The following is a 16,138-nucleotide window of genomic DNA, read 5'->3' as shown; positions in this document are numbered from 1 at the left end:
GAGGAAGCTCCCATGCTCCAGCGCGACTACACGACGTCGCAGCTCGACGTGCTCGAAGCCGAAGCCATTCACATCATGCGCGAGGTGGCGGCCGAGTTCGAGCGTCCCTGTCTGCTCTTCTCCGGAGGCAAGGACTCGATCGTCATGCTCCGCATCGCGGAGAAGGCGTTCTGGCCCGCGGCCATCCCGTTCCCGCTCATGCACGTCGACACGGGCCACAACTTCGACGAGGTCATCGACTTCCGCGACCGCCGCTCCGCCGAGCTGGGCGCGCGGCTGATCGTGGCCAGCGTGCAGGACTCCATCGACGCCGGCCGCGTGGTCGAGGAGACCGGGCGGCGCGCCTCGCGCAACCGCCTGCAGACCACCACGCTGCTCGACGCGATCGAGGAGCACGAGTTCGACGCGGTCTTCGGCGGCGCGCGCCGCGACGAGGAGAAGGCCCGCGCCAAGGAGCGGGTCTTCTCCTTCCGCGACGACTTCGGCCAGTGGGACCCGAAGAACCAGCGCCCCGAGCTGTGGAACCTCTACAACTCGCGCATCCGCAAGGGCGAGCACATCCGCGTCTTCCCGCTGTCCAACTGGACCGAGCTCGACGTCTGGGACTACATCAGGCGCGAGGGCATCGAGATCCCCTCCATCTACTTCGCCCACACCCGCAAGGTGTTCGAGCGCGACGGCATGCTGCTGCCCGACTCCGAGGTCGTGCAGCGGGGTGACGACGAGCCGCTGTTCGAGGCCGTGGTGCGCTACCGCACCGTGGGCGACATGACGTGCACGGGCGCCGTGCAGTCCACGGCCGCCACGGTCGAGGAGATCATCGAGGAGATCGCGGCCACCCGGATCACCGAGCGCGGGGCCACCAGGGCCGACGACCGTGCGTCGGAGGCCGCGATGGAGGACAGGAAGAGGGAAGGCTACTTCTAATGGACATTCTTCGCTTTGCCACGGCGGGAAGTGTCGATGACGGTAAGTCCACCCTCATCGGACGGTTGCTCTTCGACTCCAAGGCGATCTTCGAGGACCAGCTGGAGGCGGTCGAGCGCACCTCGCGCGACCGGGGCACCGAATACACCGACCTGTCGCTGCTGACCGACGGCCTGCGGGCCGAGCGGGAGCAGGGCATCACGATCGACGTGGCGTACCGCTACTTCGCGACGCCCCGGCGGAAGTTCATCATCGCCGACACGCCCGGCCACATCCAGTACACCCGCAACATGGTCACCGGCGCCTCCACGGCCGACCTGGCGATCATCCTCATCGACGCCCGCAAGGGCGTGCTGGAGCAGTCGCGGCGGCACGCGTTCCTGACCACGCTGCTGCGGGTGCCCCACCTGGTGCTGGCCGTCAACAAGATGGACCTGGTGGGCTACTCCCAGGAGCGGTTCGAGGAGATCAAGGACGAGTTCACGGCGTTCGCGTCCAAGCTGAACGTCGCCGACCTCACCTTCATCCCGATCTCCGCGCTCAACGGCGACAACGTGGTCTCGCGCTCCGAGAACATGCCGTGGTACCTCGGCACGTCGCTGCTGCACCACCTGGAGAACGTCCACATCGCTTCCGACCGCAACCTGGTCGACGTGCGCTTCCCCGTCCAGTACGTGATCCGCCCGCAGCGGGCCACCGATCAGGCCTTCCACGACTACCGCGGCTACGCGGGCCAGGTCGCGGGCGGCGTGCTCAAGCCCGGCGACGAGGTGGTGCACCTGCCGTCGGGGCTCACGACCCGCATCGCCTCGATCGACACCTTCGACGGGCCGGTGGAGGAGGCGTTCCCGCCCATGTCGGTGACGCTGCGCTTCGAGGACGACCTCGACATCTCGCGCGGCGACATGATCGCCCGGCCCAACAACCAGCCGCAGGTGGCGCAGGAGCTGGAGGCGATGATCTGCTGGATGGCCGACGGGCTCAAGCTGACGCCGCGCTCCAAGCTGACGATCAAGCACACCACCCGTACGGCCCGGGCCATGGTGCGCGACCTGCACTACCGGCTCGACGTCAACACCCTGCACCGCGACGAGGAGGCGACCTCCCTCGGCCTCAACGAGATCGGGCGGGTGTCGCTGCGGATCACCCAGCCGCTGTTCGTGGACGACTACGCGCGTAACCGGCTCACCGGCGGCTTCATCCTCGTGGACGAGGCCACCAACGGCACCGTCGGCGCCGGCATGGTCATCGATGCCCGTTAGGTAGATCTTTCCGGGTTCTCCGACCTTCGATTACTCTCAGCGATAGGGTCTTCGCGTTCCGTGTTCACGACGCGAAGGCCCTTTTTCGTGACCGACCGCGAAAGCCCCACCCGGGTCATCTACCTGGGCGGCCTCGGGCGCAGTGGCACCACACTGCTCGAGCGGCTCCTGGGCGAGCTGCCGGGGGTGGTCGCGCTCGGTGAGGTCGTACACCTCTGGGAGCGGAGCGTGCTCGCGGGGGAGCCGTGCGGGTGCGGCGTGGCCTTTCCCGACTGTCCCTTCTGGCGGCAGGTGGGGGAGCGGGCGTTCGGCGGATGGAGCCCGGCGCTGGCCGGGAAGGTCCTGACGCTGCGGCGCCGGGTCGACCGCACGCGCAGGATCGCGCGGATCGCGCATCCCGACCTGGCCGAGTACACGCAGGCGTACCGGCTGCTGTACGAGGCCGCGGGCGCGCCGGTCGTGATCGACTCCAGCAAGCACGCGTCGCTGGCCTGCTGCCTGGTGGCCGCCGGGGTGGACGTACGGATCGTCCACGTGGTCAGGGACCCGCGCGCCGTCGCCCACTCCTGGGCCAGGACGGTGCGGCGGCCCGAGGACGGGCGGCCCATGACCCGGTGGCGGCCCGCCCACACGGCCGTCCACTGGACGGCCCAGAACGCCGCGCTGGAGCTCCTGCCGGGACGCGGGGCCCGCGTCACCAGGGTCCGCTACGAGGACCTGCTCGCCGCGCCCGGGCCCACGCTCAGCTCCCTGGCGCTCAGGCTCGGCCTGGCGGAGCCGGAGCTGCCCTTCCTGGACGGCCGCACGGCCTGGCTCGGGCCCTCCCACACCGCCTCCGGCAACCCGATGCGCTTCCACGTGGGGCGGATCGAGCTGCGCCGGGACGACGCGTGGGTGACGGGCCTGCCGCACGGTGACCGCCGCGTGGTCGACGCCCTCACGTGGCCGCTCAGGGCCCGCTACGGCTATCGGGGGCTCGCATGACCCCCTCCGTAGGTGTGGTGATCCCGACCCGGGGCGACCGCCCGGCGCAGTTGCGGGAGGCGGTGGAGTCGGCGCTGGCCCAGGACCACCCCGGGCGCCTGTCCGTGGTCGTGGTCGCCGACGGCGCCGCCCCCCGGGACATCGAGGTGCCGTCCTGCGTCCGGGTCCTGCCGAACACGCGCACCCCTGGCCTGCCCGGCGCCCGCAACACCGGCATCGCGGCCTGCGACACCGACCTCGTCGCCTTCTGCGACGACGACGACGTGTGGCTGCCCGGCAAGCTCGCCGCCCAGACGCGGGCGCTCGGCGAGCGCGGCGGCGAGTTCGCGAGCTGCGGCATCGAGGTGGAGTACGCGCACCGCCGCGTGGCCCGCCTGGCCGGGTGCGACACGGTGACGGCGGGCGACCTGGTCCGCTCGCGCATGGTGATGGTGCACTCGTCGACGTTCCTGTTCGAGCGCGGCGCGCTGTGGGTGGACGAGAGCGCCCCGGGCGGCCAGAACGAGGACTGGGACCTGGCCCTGCGCGCCGCCGGACGCCGGCCGATCACCCATGTGGACCGCCCGCTCGTGCGGGTGCGCTGGGGTGGATCCCACTATGTCGCCCGATGGGCGGACCGCATTGCCGGGCTCGACTGGATGCTCGCCCGGCACCCCGAACTGGCCGTGGACCCGCGCGGCGCGGCACGGGTCTACGGCCAGCTGGCCTTCGGCCACGCGGCGCTCGGCCACCGCCGAGAGGCCGTCCGCTGGGCCGTGCGCGCCATGGGGGCCAGGGCCGGGGAGCCGCGCGCCCCGATCGCCCTGGCGGTGGCGGCCGGCCTCATCTCCGCGCCGGCGGTACTTTCCGCTCTTCACCGTAGGGGGCACGGCATTTGACTCGCTCCGAGACCACCGCTCCACACGTCCCGCTGCAGCGCCTCCCCGAGGCCCCGCACCGGGACGCCACCCGCCTGCCCGCAGCGCGGCCCCTCGACGGGCCGCCACGGGGCACGCCGCCCCGCCGCCGGTGGGATCGGGTACGGGTGGGCGGGATCGGTGTTGACGCGCTCACCGAGGACGAGGTGGTCCGGTGGGTGGAGGGCGAGCTGGAGGCCGGCAGGGGCGGCCGGATCGTCACCCCCAACATCGACATCTGCCGAGCCGCCGCCACCGACCCCGCCCTGCGAGAGCTCGTGTGCACCGCCGAGCTGGTGGTGACCGACGGGATGCCGCTGGTGTGGGCGGCCAGGCTGCTCGGCACGCCGGTGCCCGAGCGGGTCACGGGCGCGGACCTCATCTGGTCGCTCAGCAAGCTCGCCGCCCGCCGGGGCTGGCCCGTCTACCTGCTGGGCGGCCCCCCTGGCGTGGCGCGCAGGGCGGCCAAGGAGCTCACGAGCTGTCACCCCCGGCTGCAGGTGTGCGGGGTCCACGCGCCGCCGTACCACTTCGACACGACCCCCGAGGGGAGCGCGCGCGTCCGGAGGATGGTGGCCGCGGCCCGGCCGAGGGTGGTGTTCGTCGGGCTCGGGTTCCCCCGGCAGGACCGGCTCATCGCCGACCTGCGGGAGGAGCTGCCGGAGGCGTGGTTCGTGGGGTGCGGGGCGGCGATCGCGTTCGCCGCCGGCACGGTCTCCAGGGCGCCGGGATGGATGCGCAGGACCGGGCTGGAGTGGGCGTACCGGCTGGGGTGCGAGCCGGGACGGCTGGCCCGCCGCTATCTGGTCGACGACCTGCCGTTCGCGCTGCGGCTGCTGGGCGGCAGCCTGGTCGCCCGCCTCATGAGGTGAGGGCGCGGACCCGGGCGGCGTCCTGCGGGCTGAGCCCCCGGGCGGCGGTGTCGAGCGCGCGGCGGGAGTCCATGGGGCGGTAGGCCGTGCGGGACAGGCCCGACCAGGCGAACCCCGTGGCCGCTCCGGACGGGCCCGTGCAGGCCCGCGTGATGCGGCGTTCGGCCGCGGGCGTCCAGGGCAGGCCGGCGTAGGCGTACAGGTCGCGGAAGCCGGTCAGCGGGTCGGCGGCCAGCGACTCGTACGAGGTGACGCGGACGCCGGGCGTGCGCTCCAGGATCGCGCGGGTCGCCCGCCACAGCGCGGCCGCCTTGGCGAGGCGGTCCTGGGAGCCGACGAGCGCGCGCAGCTCCAGCAGCTCGGGGTGGTCGCGGACCAGGAGCGGCTGTTCGAGCAGCTCGTGGAAGTAGACCGTCCAGCCGAGCCGCTGCCAGCTCGCCACGAACGACACCGGATCCCGCACCAGCGCGATCACCCGGCAGCCCAGGGAAGCGGCGAACCAGCCCGCGCTCAGCACCGCGAACGGGTCGTCCAGCAGCGCCCGGCGGCCCGTCAGGCGGCCGAAGGCGAAGGCGGTGCCGTAGCGCAGCAGGCGGGCCAGGTCGTACGGGGAGCGGTTGGCGCGCAGCTCGGACAGCCAGCGGTAGCGCAGAGCGACCGTGTCGCGGAAGGCGGGCAGCCAGTCGGCGGCGTTGTCGTCGCAGATGTATTGGAACCGGTGGGTCACGGTGGCCCTGAGCACCCCCGGGCAGCGGCCGGGCGGGTGCTGCGGGTTGAGCGGCTCGTTGACGTAGACCAGGTCGCCGCCGGCGGCGAGCATCTTGCCGGTCCAGCTCGTCCCGCTCCTCGGCAACCCCGTCACCAGGACGGTCATACCACCCTCCGGTGAAGCAGCGCTGGCAGGGTGTGGCGGCCGAAGGGGTGGAGGCCGTAGCGGCGGTGCAGTTGCCACAGCGGGAGGAGGTTCTTGACGAGCACGCCGCCCGACCAGCCGATGACCGCCCCGAACGCGCCATGGACGGGGATCAGGGCCACGTCCAGCCCCACCGTGCAGGCGATCGCCGCCACCAGGTTGAGCAGGCTCGTGCCCGTGTGCCCGGCGGCCGTCAGCACGACGTCGACCATCCCGCAGGCCGTCGCCACCATCATCGTGCCCGCCAGCACGAGCGCCACCGGGACCGCGGACCCGTACGTGGGGCCGAAGAGCCGCAGCAGCCACGGCGCCAGCGCCGCGTACGCCAGCCACACCGGCCAGGTGAGCAGCACCAGCCAGATCGTGGCGGTCTGGTACAGCTCACCGGCCCGCGCCCGCTCGCCGTCGGCGAGCGCGCTCACCAGCCGAGCTTGTACGGCCTGCGCCAGCCCCTGGCTCGCGAGCTGCCCGACCACCTTGAACCGGGTGGCGGCCGTGTAGACGGCGGCCTGCGCGGGCCCGCCGAGCAGCGCGACGACCACGATGTCCAGCCGCTGGAACACCGCCTGGATCGCCCCCGCGACCGACCGGGGAGCCGTGTGCCGCCACAGGTCACGAGCCGTCCCCGGCAGATACGGGCTGCGCGGCACCCGCCCCCGCAGCTCCGCCCGCGCGATGACCGCCACCAGCGCGTACGGCGCCCCCCACGCCACCGGCAGCCACGCGACCGCCCCCGCCAGCGCGGCGCAGGTGACCAGCGCGAGCTGCGAGAACGGCACCAGCAGCCCGTCCACGAGCACGGTGGGCCGCATGGCCCCGAACCCCCGGGTGGCGGCCAGCAGCACGTCCCCCGCCACCATGACGGGCAGGATCGCGGCGAGCGGGCCCAGCCGCGGGTAGAGGGCGACCCCCGCGACGCAGGAGGCCACTACACAGGGCACGAGCGCCGCCCGGATATATCCGGATATGCCGAGATAGTCGTACGTCTTCGCCCGCGCGATGAAGAACACGAGCCCGTTCCCCGCGTCCAGCTTGGCGATCCCCGCCGCCATGAGCGCCACCGCGGTGACCGTGAAGAACGCCCCGGCGTCGGCCGGGCTGAACGCCCTCGTCACGACCATCACGAGCACGAACTGCGCGAGCGCCCCGCACCCCGCCCCCAGCACCCCCGCGATCCCGCCGCGCCGCAGCCGCCGGTCCGCGACCGCGGTCACCGCCGCCACGAAGGCTCACCGCCCAGCCACCGCACCAGCCGGGCGTCGTACGGCTCGAAGTGGTCGCGCAGCTCCCGCGCCAGCGCCGCCGGCACCGGCCGCGGCAGGGGGCGGCCGTTGTGCCGCTCGAACAGCGGATAGCCGAGATGCGGCACGCCCAGGAACGCCAGCACCCGGTCGTAGGCGGTCTCCGGCTCGGCGAAGAACCGATGGCTGTCGAGCACCAGGATCCGCTCGCGGCCGACCAGGGCCTCCAGCCGGTCGAGCTGGTCGGCGTAGCGCCCGCGGGCCAGGTAGGCGTGGTGGCGGTGGGAGTGGTGCAGGGAGAAGGGCGACTCGCGCAGCGCCTCCTCGGCCCCCGCCAGCCGCTCGGGCTCCAGCTCGATCGCGTGCGCCAGCAGCGACTCCGTCTCGTAGCCCCTGGCCAGCTCGTGGGCGTGGGCCGAGCAGGCCCGCTCGACCGGATCGCGTACGAGCACGATCAGCCGCACCTCGGGCAGGTCTGCCGCGATCCGCTCCCCGGCCAGCGGATGGAACAGGTAATAGGGGGACGACTCGAAGGCCAGCGCCCGCGAGCCGTACCGGTGCTCGACCAGCCCGGCGCTCATCCGCAGCGGGAAGTGCCCCTGATACCAGTGCACTCCCCGCCCGTAGCCGACGTCGAAGTAGTGCACCCCCTTGTGCAGCACCGGCTTGAGCAGCAGCGGATGCTGGGCCAGCGCACGGTAGAGCGAGGTGGTGCCGCACCGCTGCGCCCCCACGATCAGGAACGACGGCAGCACCCGCACCCCCGACGTGATCCTGCCCGTGACGCGGGACAGCGACAGCACCGACCGTTTCATGGTCTTCACGTGAGCAGCTCCTCGTGGTCGACGACCGGGCTGAACCAGATCTCCGGCGGCCCGAGCGGCGCGTGCCCGTCGGCGGCGTGCCGGTCGGCCAGCGCGATGAGATAACGCAGCGCGGTCTGCCTGGCCACCGCGGCCGACACCCCCAGGGGCGCCAGCTCGCGGGCGGCCCGCGCCACGCACGCCCGCGCCGCGACCGGCGGGGACATCCTGCGCAGGGCCCGCTGGAAGAAGTGGTGCACGGCGTCGAAGCCGTAGGGGACGCCGAGCTCGTACCGCTCCCAGTCCCACACCAGCAGCCGGCCGTCGGAGGACGGGGACATGTTCCACGGCGCGAGATCCCCGTGCCAGGCCGCGCACGGCCCGCCGGTGGCCGCGATCTCCCTGATCGCGCCGAGCAGCAGCTGCCGCGGCACCCGGCCGCGCCGCACCGGCAGCGGCGACAGCGCCAGCACCGCCAGCCCCCGCCAGCTGCCGTGGTGCAGCACGGCGGGCGGCACCACCGTGTCCAGCTCCAGCCCGGCCAGCCTGCGCAGGGCCGCCGCCTCGGCGGTGATCAGCGCGCGTGCCCGCGCGCTGTCGCCGATCTTCACGAACGCCAGCAGCCGCCCGCCCGAGCGGGCCTCCAGGACGGGCTTGCGGTTGGCCCGCGCGGCCGGCCGCACGTGCAGGACGGTCTCCACGGGCTGCCCGAAGACCTCGCCCAGGTACGTGGCGATGGACCCCTCGCCCGGCACGACGACCGGGGACCACGGGTGCCACCAGCGGCGCGGCACCATGCGCCGGGGCACGGCGGAGTGCGGCAGCACGGTGTAGGCCCGGGGCGACCGCGTCCCTGGATACAGCAGCCGCACGGTCTTCTCGAGATAGTCGAGCCGGATGGCGGCGTCGTTCACGTGACTTCCCCTCGGCTGTTGCGCCACAGCAGGGCGAACGAGATGAGATAGAGGCTGAGCGGGGTGACCAGGCCGTCGTAGACGAACATGTAGAGCAGCACCAGCCCCATCACCAGCACCCCGGCCAGCCCGATCGGGCTGCGGTCGGCCCAGTGGCGCCGGATCGCGCCCACGAAGAACGCCACGTAGAGCACGGCCCCGGTGAACCCCTGCGTGATGATCAGCAGCCAGAGCTGGCCGTCGCTGCCCAGCGGCGGGTGCCCGCAGCCCTCGCACCACTGGGTGCGGCCCGTGGTGATCGTGCGATGGTTGCCCATGGCGTTGCGCGTGTTGCCGTACCCGATGAGCGGCGAGTGGCCGGCGGCCGCGACGGTGGCCGTCACGGTGAAGGCCCTGATGTCGTTGGAGTGCGGCCGATTCAGCCGCTGGGCGACCAGCGGCGCGAGCGGGCTCAGCGCGAACGCCACGGCCGCCACCGCGACGGCCCCGCACAGCGCCACCCTGGTCCGGCCCCGCACCCGGACGATCAGGTACGCGACGGCCAGGCCGAGCCCGATCCACAGGCCGCGGTTGAGCGAGTAGACGACGGGGATCGCGGCCAGGGCGAGCACGGCGGCCACCAGGGCCCGCTGCCGTCGCCCCCCGTACACCCACCACCCGACCACGAACCACACCAGCAGCACCGACACGTTACTGCCCCACGCGTTGGCCCACTCGAACGGCGCCTCCGGCCGGGGGGAGGCGAAGCCCAGCACCTTCTGCGTCTGGGCGGCGGTGGGGTGGATGAGGTTCTGCACGAAGGAGTTGGAGGCCACCCAGTCGGGCAGCAGCAGCTCCACCGGCGAGGTGAACGCGAACGACGGGACGAACACGCCGAGCAGCCCGCCCGCGACCGTCGTGACGAACAGCACGCCGAGCATCCGCACCAGGCGCAGCTGCGGCAGCTCGCGCTCGGTGAGGTTGCCCAGGTAGAGCACCATGATCAGAATGGCGGTGTAGAGCGCCAGCCGCATGGCGTAGCCGACGACCCGGCCGGGCCCGATCTCGCCGTACGTGCCCGGCGGCATCTCCGACAGCATGAGCCCGCTCACCAGGTAGCCGGCGATCAGCAGCAGCCACAGCCCGAACCCGCGCGGCACCCTGATCGGCCGGCGCCGCCACAGGATCACCGCCATCGGCACCGCCACCACGATCACCGACAGCCCGCCGAACCCCAGCGCCCACCACACCGGATAGCCGACGAGCAGCGCCGCGATCGGCCACGCGGGCCCTCTCACGTCTGCTGGCCGGGGCGCCGCGGGTGCATGGGCATGGGGGTGGTCTCGCCCAGCTCCAGCTCGCCCGTGGCGACGAGCTTGCCGAGCGGGGTGTGCGTGCGCGGCTCCAGCAACGGCACGAACGACGGCAGCGCGTCGGTCACCGTCACCACGCCGATGACGGGCACGTCGTGCCTGGCGAGCCGCCGTACGGCCGCCGCGACGTGGACCGAGGTGGCCCGCCCGAGCCCCACCAGCAGCATCGCCGCGTCGGCCCTGGACAGGTCGCGCACGTCGTAGCCGTCGAGCACGGTCAGGGGCATGTTGACGGCCACCGGGTCGGCGGACTCCTCCAGGTCGGGTGGCAGGATCCGGACCAGCAGCCGCTTGCCCGGGCAGGCGGCCACCGCGGCGCAGGCCAGCTCGTGGGCCACGCCGGGCTCGCGCGGGCTCGACAGGTCGCCCAGCACGGGCAGGCCGGTCAGGCGTTCGACGTCGGCGACCGTGCGCAGCCGCCGGTCGAGCCGGTCGCGGACGTAGGCGGCGGCCGCGCCCGCGAGCAGGCCCGCCATGAGCCCGGTGCCGAGGTAGAGGGGCAGGCTGGGCGAGCTGGGGGCGGTCGGCGGGGCGGCCTGGCTGATGATCGTGCCGGGGGTCACCGCGACCGTCCTGAGCGCGTCGTATCTCAGCGCTAGCCCGGCGGCCTGCCGGTTGAGCACGCTCTCCCGCTGGGTGGCGATCGTGTGCTCGGGGGTGCTCTTGGACAGCCCGGAGAGCTGCTTGATCACCGCGTCGAGCGCGGTGTTGACCTGCTTGAGCTTGCCCAGCACCACCTGCTGCTGGGCGGTCAGCGCGGCCAGCGCGCTCTCGCGGCGGTTGGCCAGGTACGCCTGGGCGTATGCCCGGGACTGGGCCGCGGCGACGCCGGCGTTGGCGGCCGTCACCGAGATCCACAGCACCGCCGAGTTGGGCGGCACCGAGACCTCGACGGGCTCCGGGGTCTCGATCCGCAGCGTCCTGGCCGCCCGCGCCGCGACCACGGCGGACTGCGCGACCTGGGCCTCGGTGTCGAGGTTGAGCGACTCGCGCTGGCGGCTGGTCACCTGGTTGGCCGGCTCCTGAGGGCCGACCGGCATGACGAGCACCTGCGTGGTCGCGGTGTAGGCGGGCGGCGTGAGCCGCATGAGCGCGAGGCCGGCGGTGCCGCCGAACACGACGCAGCCCACCAGCAGCAACCATCGCCTGCGCAGCAGTGAGAGGTGCTCGTCCAGGTCCGTGCCGGAGCTCATTGGGGAGGGTCTCCTGGAATTGCGTCGAGATGTGCGCCCACTATAGGGCGGACGATTATCAGCCAAGCCTAATACCCAAGATTTTCTGCAGAACGGCACAAGGTAAAGGCAGCTATAAAAGGAAATGTCCGGAAAATTCCTTGGGGCATATACCCATCGCGAGCTGCCGAGACACGGCACACTTGCTGAAGTTCCAGGAACGGCATGGCAAGGATCCGGTTTGATAGGCGGGGGTCGTTCGACGAGGGGGTTGAAAGGCTTTGCAGCTACGGGGAATTTCGCATAACACCACCAAGGCGGCGCTCATTCTGGCCGTGATCGCGGTGCTGGCCGCCTGCTCGACGGCGGAGGGCTCCAACGCGCGCGCGCCCGTGGCGATCAAGGAAGCCTCGGGCTCGCCTTCCTGCACGGCCACCTCCAGGCTGATCCCGTCCTGCGGGGCCTGGTGGGGCCTGGCGCCGGAGGTCTTCAGCGGAGCGCCGCTGGACCAGGCCCTGCACAGCGCCGAGTCGCGCATGGGCGCCGCCGCCGACGTGGTGCACGTCTACCACCGGGGCAGCGAGCTGTTCCCCACGCCCGCGGAGATCAGGATGGCCCGCGACCCGGCCAGGCCCCGGTTGCTCATGGTCAACTGGAAGCCCTCGCTCGACCACACCTGGGCCGAGATCGCCGACGGGGCGCTCGACGCCCGGATCGACCGGCTGGCCGGATACCTCAGGCGCACCTTCCCCGAGCGGTTCTTCCTCACCCTCCACCACGAGCCAGAGAACGACGTGGACGAGTCGTCGGGCTCGGGCATGCAGGCCACCGACTACGCGGCCATGTTCCGGCACGTCGTGGCCAGGCTGCGGGCCGAGGGCGTGAAGAACGCCGTCATGGTCATGACGTACATGGGGGCGCCCAACTGGGCGGCCGAGCCGTGGTTCGAGGACCTCTACCCGGGTGACGACGTGGTCGACTGGGTGGCCATGGACCCGTACGCCGACGGCCGGGTGGAGGACTTCGAGGGGCTGGTGAACAAGACCCGCAAGGAATATCCCGACTGGCCGGGGTTCTACCGGTGGATGCAGGCGCGCTTCCCGGGCAAGCCGGTCATGGTGGCCGAGTGGGGGGTGTTCGAGCGGGAGGACGACCGGGGGTTCAGGCGGGCGTTCTACGAGTCGGTGCGGCGGCAGATCAAGCGGTATCCGCAGATCAAGGCCCTGCTGTACTTCGACTCGCCGCACGCGCCGCGCGGCGACACCAGCTTCGACACCGGCTCGGGGGCCGACCGGGCGTTCACCGAGCTGGCTCGGGATCCTTACTTCCGCTCGACACCCGTCCCCCGGCCGTGACTATGGCCTCCACTCCGTGGAGGCGGCTCGGTCGCCGGGGAGCCGTCGCCTTCCCTCGTCGCTCTGGTCGCTACGCTCCCGCCGCTCCTCAGTCCAGGCGACGGCGCTCCCTCGCAGGCGCCAACCGACGACGGTGACGACTGTGGCGGCCACCAGGGCCCAGACGGTGAGGGTGTTGCTCACGTCGAGCAGCTTGAGCGCGGAGGCGAGCAGGACGATGGCCAGCAGCGCCCGGATCAGGCCGCCGGGGGCGCGCGAGGAGATCCGGGCGCCGAGGTAGACGCCCGGGATCGAGCCGATGAGCAGCGACAGCGTGAGGTCCAGCTGGAAGTCGCCGAACAGCAGGTGCCCGAGCGCGGCGGAGGCCACCAGCGGCACGGCCTGGACGAGGTCCGTGCCGACGAGCTGGTTGGCCTTGAGCGCCGGGTAGAGGACGAGCAGGGCCACGATGATCAGCGATCCGGATCCGACGGAGGAGACCCCCACGACCAGTCCGCCCACCGTACCGACCAGTAGGGTCGGAATTGGGCGCACGACGATCTCACGGGCGCTCGACGTGCCTCCCCGCGCGCCGAGCCAGCTCTTCAGCGCCATGCCGGCCACGGCCAGCAGGAGCGCCACGCCGAGCGCGTACTTGACCGCGTCGGTGACCGCGAACGCGCGGGCCAGGAACACCCCGCAGAAGGCGGCCGGCACCGAGCCCGCGCAGAGCCAGCCGACCAGGCGCAGGTTGACCGTGCCCCGGCGCAGGTGCACGACGCTGCCGACCGGCTTCATGACGGCCGAGGCGACCAGGTCGCTGGAGACCGCGGCCAGCGGCGGGACGTTGAAGAAGAGCATCATCATCGGCGTCATGAGCGCCCCGCCGCCCATCCCGGTCAGCCCGACCACGATCGCGACGAGGAAGGACCCGAGGATCAGGGGGAAGTCGATCAACGGACCCAGCCTCCAGACCGCAGCGTCCCCAGGACCTGGGAGACGGCCGCGTCGATCGAGATGTGCGTGGTGTCGATCACCAGCTCGGCGTCGTCCGGCTCCTCGTAGGGGTCGGAGACGCCGGTGAACTCGGGGATGAGGCCGGCGCGCGCCTTGGCGTACAGGCCCTTGCGGTCGCGCCGCTCGCACTCCTCCAGCGGCGTCGCGACGTGCACGAGCAGGAAGTCGGCCCCGACCGACTCGACCATCTCGCGCACCTCCTCGCGGGTGGCCGCGTAGGGGGCGATGGGCGCGCAGATGGCCAGGCCGCCGTGGCGGGCGGCCTCGGCGGCGACGAAGCCGATGCGGCGGATGTTCAGGTCGCGGTCGGCCTTGGAGAACGTCAGGCCCTTGGACAGCAGGTGGCGTACGACGTCGCCGTCGAGGTAGGTCACCGTGCGACTGCCGAGCTCCAGCAGCGCGTCGCGCAGGCCGCGGGCGATCGTGGACTTGCCGGAGCCGGACAGGCCGGTGAAGAAGACCACGAGGCCGCGGCGGTGCGGCGGGCCGGGGATGTGCACGGGGTCGGGGCCGGCCAGGTGCTCGGCGGCGCCGTAGGCGGTGGCGACGTGCTCGCGCAGCTCCAGGTCGATCTCGGGCTCCTCGCGGGCCGCCAGGGGCACGGAGACGACGACCGTGTCCTGCGGCAGCTTCTCCTTGGCGCGGAGCGCGGCGCGTACGACCGCGGGGCCCGCCTCGCCGTACGCGAGGGGGAGCAGCATGATCAGCGCGTCGAGCTCCTTGGCGGTGGCGACGATCTCGGAGAGGTCGTCGAGGGGCCCTCGCATGGTGACGGCCAGCGCGGGACGCCCGCCGAGCTCCGCCTTGACCTCGGCCGGAGTGCGCCGCAGGCGCGCGAACGGGCCGTGCTCGGGCGTGCCGAGGCCCTTGACCGGCCCCGAGGTCAGTCCGTCGGGCTCCTGGGCGGCCACCGTGAGGGCGGCCAGCGGCAGGCCCTCGGGGTCGAGCAGCGTGACCTCGTCGCCGGGCGAGAGATCGGCGGACACGTGGAGCGTGACGGGCGCGGGCCACGGAGTGCCGTCGGCGAGAGTGCCCCGCTCGTGCACCGCGTGCAGGTCATCGTGGCCCAGGAACCCGGTCAGCGGCTCGAAGGCGCCGGAGAGCAGTAGCTCGAGGTCGGCCAGCTCGCGCGCATCGGGGGTCCACTCCACGGCTCCAACATCCCAACTATTCCGATTGAATTGGTAGGGATGGAGTCTACCGATTGATGCAAGTGTGCCGCTAGAGGACCCGGGCGAAGTGGTGCTGCGGCTTCCTGATCACCATGGTGATCTCGTCGTGGGTGGCAGGGTAGCGGCCGTTGCTCAGCTTGGAGGCCAGCGCCAACGCGGCGACGGTGAGCTTGCGCCGGCGGGCCGGGCCGCTGGTGTTCCGCTGGTCGTCGGTGATCATGAGGCCCCGGCTGAGGCAGAACGCGTAGATGCCGTCGCTCGACGCCAGCGGCTCGTAGACGCTGGGCAGCGGGCCCGGGGTGCCGGGCGTGACGAGCATGCGCCAGAACATGCGGCGCAGCAGCGACGGCGTGAGCCGGTCGAGCAGCCCGTAGGCCGACTTGCGGTCGCGCATCCGCAGCAGCACCAGGCCGCCCGGGCGCAGGGACTGCAGGAGCCGGTCGAACACCAGCTCCGAGTGCTTGATGCGCTCCAGCAGGAAGGAGAGCTGGATCACGTCGTACGACCTGGGCGGCAGCGGCACGGACCGCAGGTCGCCCAGCGACCACGACACCAGGTCGGCCCGCTCCTCGAGCACCGCCCTGATCGCGGGGATCTCCTCGTCGGCCCCGGTGGCCCTCGTCTCGATCTCTTCCAGGGCGAGTGGCTCGTCGTGCGCGCACCCGGCGACCAGCACGTCGAGCCGCCTGCCGGGCAGCCCGGACCAGTGCTCGCGGACCCGTTGACCGAAGAGGTCGCCCCGATGGGCGACCGATCGCACCTCAGACATGTCACCTACAGTAATCACTCGAACGGTTTCAGTGAGCCATTTCCTCGCTAGCATCCTTCCCCGTGAACGGCGAGGTTTACGTGGGAAATGCGGGCGTTGATGCGGCGCTGGACCGGGGCTGGCTGCTGGGTCATTTCAAACCCCTCGGCGACCCAAGGCACAGTGACGACGTGGAGATCAAATGGGGGGTCCACGCGCCCGGCGAGGAGCGGGCGGAGTGGGTCAAGGGTGAGGCGCGCACGGCCCTGCTGGTGCTGATCAGCGGCCGGTTCCGGGTGGAGCTGCCGGGCCGCGGCGTGCTGCTGGCCGAGCCGGGCGACTACGTGGTCTGGGGCAAGGGCGTCGACCATTCGTGGCGCGCGGAGGAGGCCTCGACCGTGCTCACGGTCCGCTGGCCCTCCGTGCCCGGCTACCGGGCCGGGTAGCCGAGCACGGCTGAGCTGCGCCTGCGAGTACCCTTGGAGAGAACCCCCGCGACCTGACCCGGCCGGGGGTAGTCGTGTTGCCGTC

16 protein-coding genes are annotated in these 16,138 nt (G+C 72.3%); 7 read left to right on the top strand and 9 right to left on the bottom strand.

What is annotated here, in order from left to right:
* Positions 1–12 precede the first annotated feature (12 nt).
* The 5 genes from cysD (at position 13) to H4W80_RS29585 (ending at position 4,941) form a co-directional block, all read left to right on the top strand.
* Positions 13–927: a sulfate adenylyltransferase subunit CysD gene (cysD, locus tag H4W80_RS29605; RefSeq protein ID WP_192788081.1), complete on the top strand. Its 915-nt coding sequence runs from the start codon at positions 13–15 to the stop codon at positions 925–927.
* On the top strand, positions 927–2,189 hold the full coding sequence (gene cysN / locus H4W80_RS29600; RefSeq protein WP_192788080.1) for a sulfate adenylyltransferase subunit CysN: 1,263 nt from the start codon (positions 927–929) through the stop codon (positions 2,187–2,189). Before cysD ends, cysN begins: the two co-directional genes overlap by 1 nt.
* 87 nt (positions 2,190–2,276) lie before the next feature.
* Positions 2,277–3,173: a sulfotransferase gene (locus H4W80_RS29595; protein WP_192788079.1), complete on the top strand. Its 897-nt coding sequence runs from the start codon at positions 2,277–2,279 to the stop codon at positions 3,171–3,173.
* Positions 3,170–4,051, top strand: a complete 882-nt coding sequence (locus H4W80_RS29590; RefSeq protein WP_192788078.1) for a glycosyltransferase family 2 protein — start codon at positions 3,170–3,172, stop codon at positions 4,049–4,051. Before H4W80_RS29595 ends, H4W80_RS29590 begins: the two co-directional genes overlap by 4 nt.
* Complete coding sequence (locus H4W80_RS29585; protein ID WP_225963728.1) at positions 4,048–4,941, top strand: WecB/TagA/CpsF family glycosyltransferase; 894 nt, start codon at positions 4,048–4,050, stop codon at positions 4,939–4,941. The genes H4W80_RS29590 and H4W80_RS29585 overlap by 4 nt, the downstream gene beginning before the upstream one ends.
* Here the strand turns inward: H4W80_RS29585 and H4W80_RS29580 are convergent.
* From H4W80_RS29580 to H4W80_RS29555, 6 genes are read right to left on the bottom strand one after another with little or no spacing between them, the layout of a single operon-like run.
* Complete coding sequence (locus tag H4W80_RS29580; protein WP_192788077.1) at positions 4,931–5,815, bottom strand: sulfotransferase; 885 nt, start codon at positions 5,813–5,815, stop codon at positions 4,931–4,933. The genes H4W80_RS29585 and H4W80_RS29580 overlap by 11 nt on opposite strands.
* Positions 5,812–7,077 (bottom strand): lipopolysaccharide biosynthesis protein, encoded by a 1,266-nt coding sequence (locus H4W80_RS29575; RefSeq protein ID WP_318787117.1) that lies wholly within the window; start codon positions 7,075–7,077, stop codon positions 5,812–5,814. Before H4W80_RS29575 ends, H4W80_RS29580 begins: the two co-directional genes overlap by 4 nt.
* Positions 7,065–7,910: a sulfotransferase family protein gene (locus H4W80_RS29570; RefSeq protein WP_192793811.1), complete on the bottom strand. Its 846-nt coding sequence runs from the start codon at positions 7,908–7,910 to the stop codon at positions 7,065–7,067. The genes H4W80_RS29575 and H4W80_RS29570 overlap by 13 nt, the downstream gene beginning before the upstream one ends.
* A 5-nt stretch (positions 7,911–7,915) precedes the next feature.
* On the bottom strand, positions 7,916–8,812 hold the full coding sequence (locus tag H4W80_RS29565) for a hypothetical protein (RefSeq protein ID WP_192788076.1): 897 nt from the start codon (positions 8,810–8,812) through the stop codon (positions 7,916–7,918).
* Positions 8,809–10,089 carry a hypothetical protein gene (locus tag H4W80_RS29560; RefSeq protein ID WP_192788075.1) on the bottom strand — a complete coding sequence of 427 codons (1,281 nt, stop codon included), beginning with the start codon at positions 10,087–10,089 and terminating at the stop codon, positions 8,809–8,811. The genes H4W80_RS29565 and H4W80_RS29560 overlap by 4 nt, the downstream gene beginning before the upstream one ends.
* On the bottom strand, positions 10,086–11,357 hold the full coding sequence (locus tag H4W80_RS29555) for a Wzz/FepE/Etk N-terminal domain-containing protein (RefSeq protein ID WP_192788074.1): 1,272 nt from the start codon (positions 11,355–11,357) through the stop codon (positions 10,086–10,088). Before H4W80_RS29555 ends, H4W80_RS29560 begins: the two co-directional genes overlap by 4 nt.
* Before the next feature lie 314 nt (positions 11,358–11,671).
* Between H4W80_RS29555 and H4W80_RS29550 the strand changes: the two genes are divergently transcribed.
* Positions 11,672–12,691 (top strand): glycoside hydrolase family 26 protein, encoded by a 1,020-nt coding sequence (locus tag H4W80_RS29550; protein WP_318787116.1) that lies wholly within the window; start codon positions 11,672–11,674, stop codon positions 12,689–12,691.
* On the opposite strand, the gene H4W80_RS29545 is transcribed toward H4W80_RS29550, so the two are convergent.
* From H4W80_RS29545 to H4W80_RS29535, 3 genes are all read right to left on the bottom strand, one after another.
* On the bottom strand, positions 12,692–13,627 hold the full coding sequence (locus H4W80_RS29545) for a sulfite exporter TauE/SafE family protein (protein ID WP_225963727.1): 936 nt from the start codon (positions 13,625–13,627) through the stop codon (positions 12,692–12,694).
* A complete protein-coding gene (gene cysC / locus H4W80_RS29540) occupies positions 13,624–14,838 on the bottom strand; it encodes an adenylyl-sulfate kinase (protein WP_192788073.1) in 1,215 nt (404 codons plus the stop codon). Before cysC ends, H4W80_RS29545 begins: the two co-directional genes overlap by 4 nt.
* Before the next feature lie 70 nt (positions 14,839–14,908).
* Positions 14,909–15,628, bottom strand: coding sequence for a class I SAM-dependent methyltransferase (locus H4W80_RS29535; protein WP_192788072.1), 720 nt, complete (start codon positions 15,626–15,628; stop codon positions 14,909–14,911).
* A gap of 170 nt (positions 15,629–15,798) precedes the next feature.
* Between H4W80_RS29535 and H4W80_RS29530 the strand changes: the two genes are divergently transcribed.
* Positions 15,799–16,053, top strand: coding sequence for a cupin domain-containing protein (locus H4W80_RS29530; protein ID WP_225963726.1), 255 nt, complete (start codon positions 15,799–15,801; stop codon positions 16,051–16,053).
* Positions 16,054–16,138 lie beyond the last annotated feature (85 nt).

The organism is Nonomuraea angiospora (assembly GCF_014873145.1).
In the GTDB taxonomy this organism is placed as follows: Bacteria; Actinomycetota; Actinomycetes; order Streptosporangiales; family Streptosporangiaceae; genus Nonomuraea; species Nonomuraea angiospora.
Note: the sequence above shows the minus strand (reverse complement) of the source record. Positions and strands in the feature narration are given on the sequence as shown.

What these genes read in the sequence shown, in the direction of transcription:
- cysD (WP_192788081.1), top strand. Translation starts at nt 13, where the DNA reads ATGCTCCAGCGCGACTACACGACGTCGCAGCTCGACGTGCTCGAAGCC.
- cysN (WP_192788080.1), top strand. Translation starts at nt 927, where the DNA reads ATGGACATTCTTCGCTTTGCCACGGCGGGAAGTGTCGATGACGGTAAG.
- H4W80_RS29590 (WP_192788078.1), top strand. Translation starts at nt 3,170, where the DNA reads ATGACCCCCTCCGTAGGTGTGGTGATCCCGACCCGGGGCGACCGCCCG.
- H4W80_RS29580 (WP_192788077.1), bottom strand. Translation starts at nt 5,815, where the DNA reads ATGACCGTCCTGGTGACGGGGTTGCCGAGGAGCGGGACGAGCTGGACC.
- H4W80_RS29570 (WP_192793811.1), bottom strand. Translation starts at nt 7,910, where the DNA reads ATGAAACGGTCGGTGCTGTCGCTGTCCCGCGTCACGGGCAGGATCACG.
- H4W80_RS29555 (WP_192788074.1), bottom strand. Translation starts at nt 11,357, where the DNA reads ATGAGCTCCGGCACGGACCTGGACGAGCACCTCTCACTGCTGCGCAGG.
- H4W80_RS29535 (WP_192788072.1), bottom strand. Translation starts at nt 15,628, where the DNA reads ATGTCTGAGGTGCGATCGGTCGCCCATCGGGGCGACCTCTTCGGTCAA.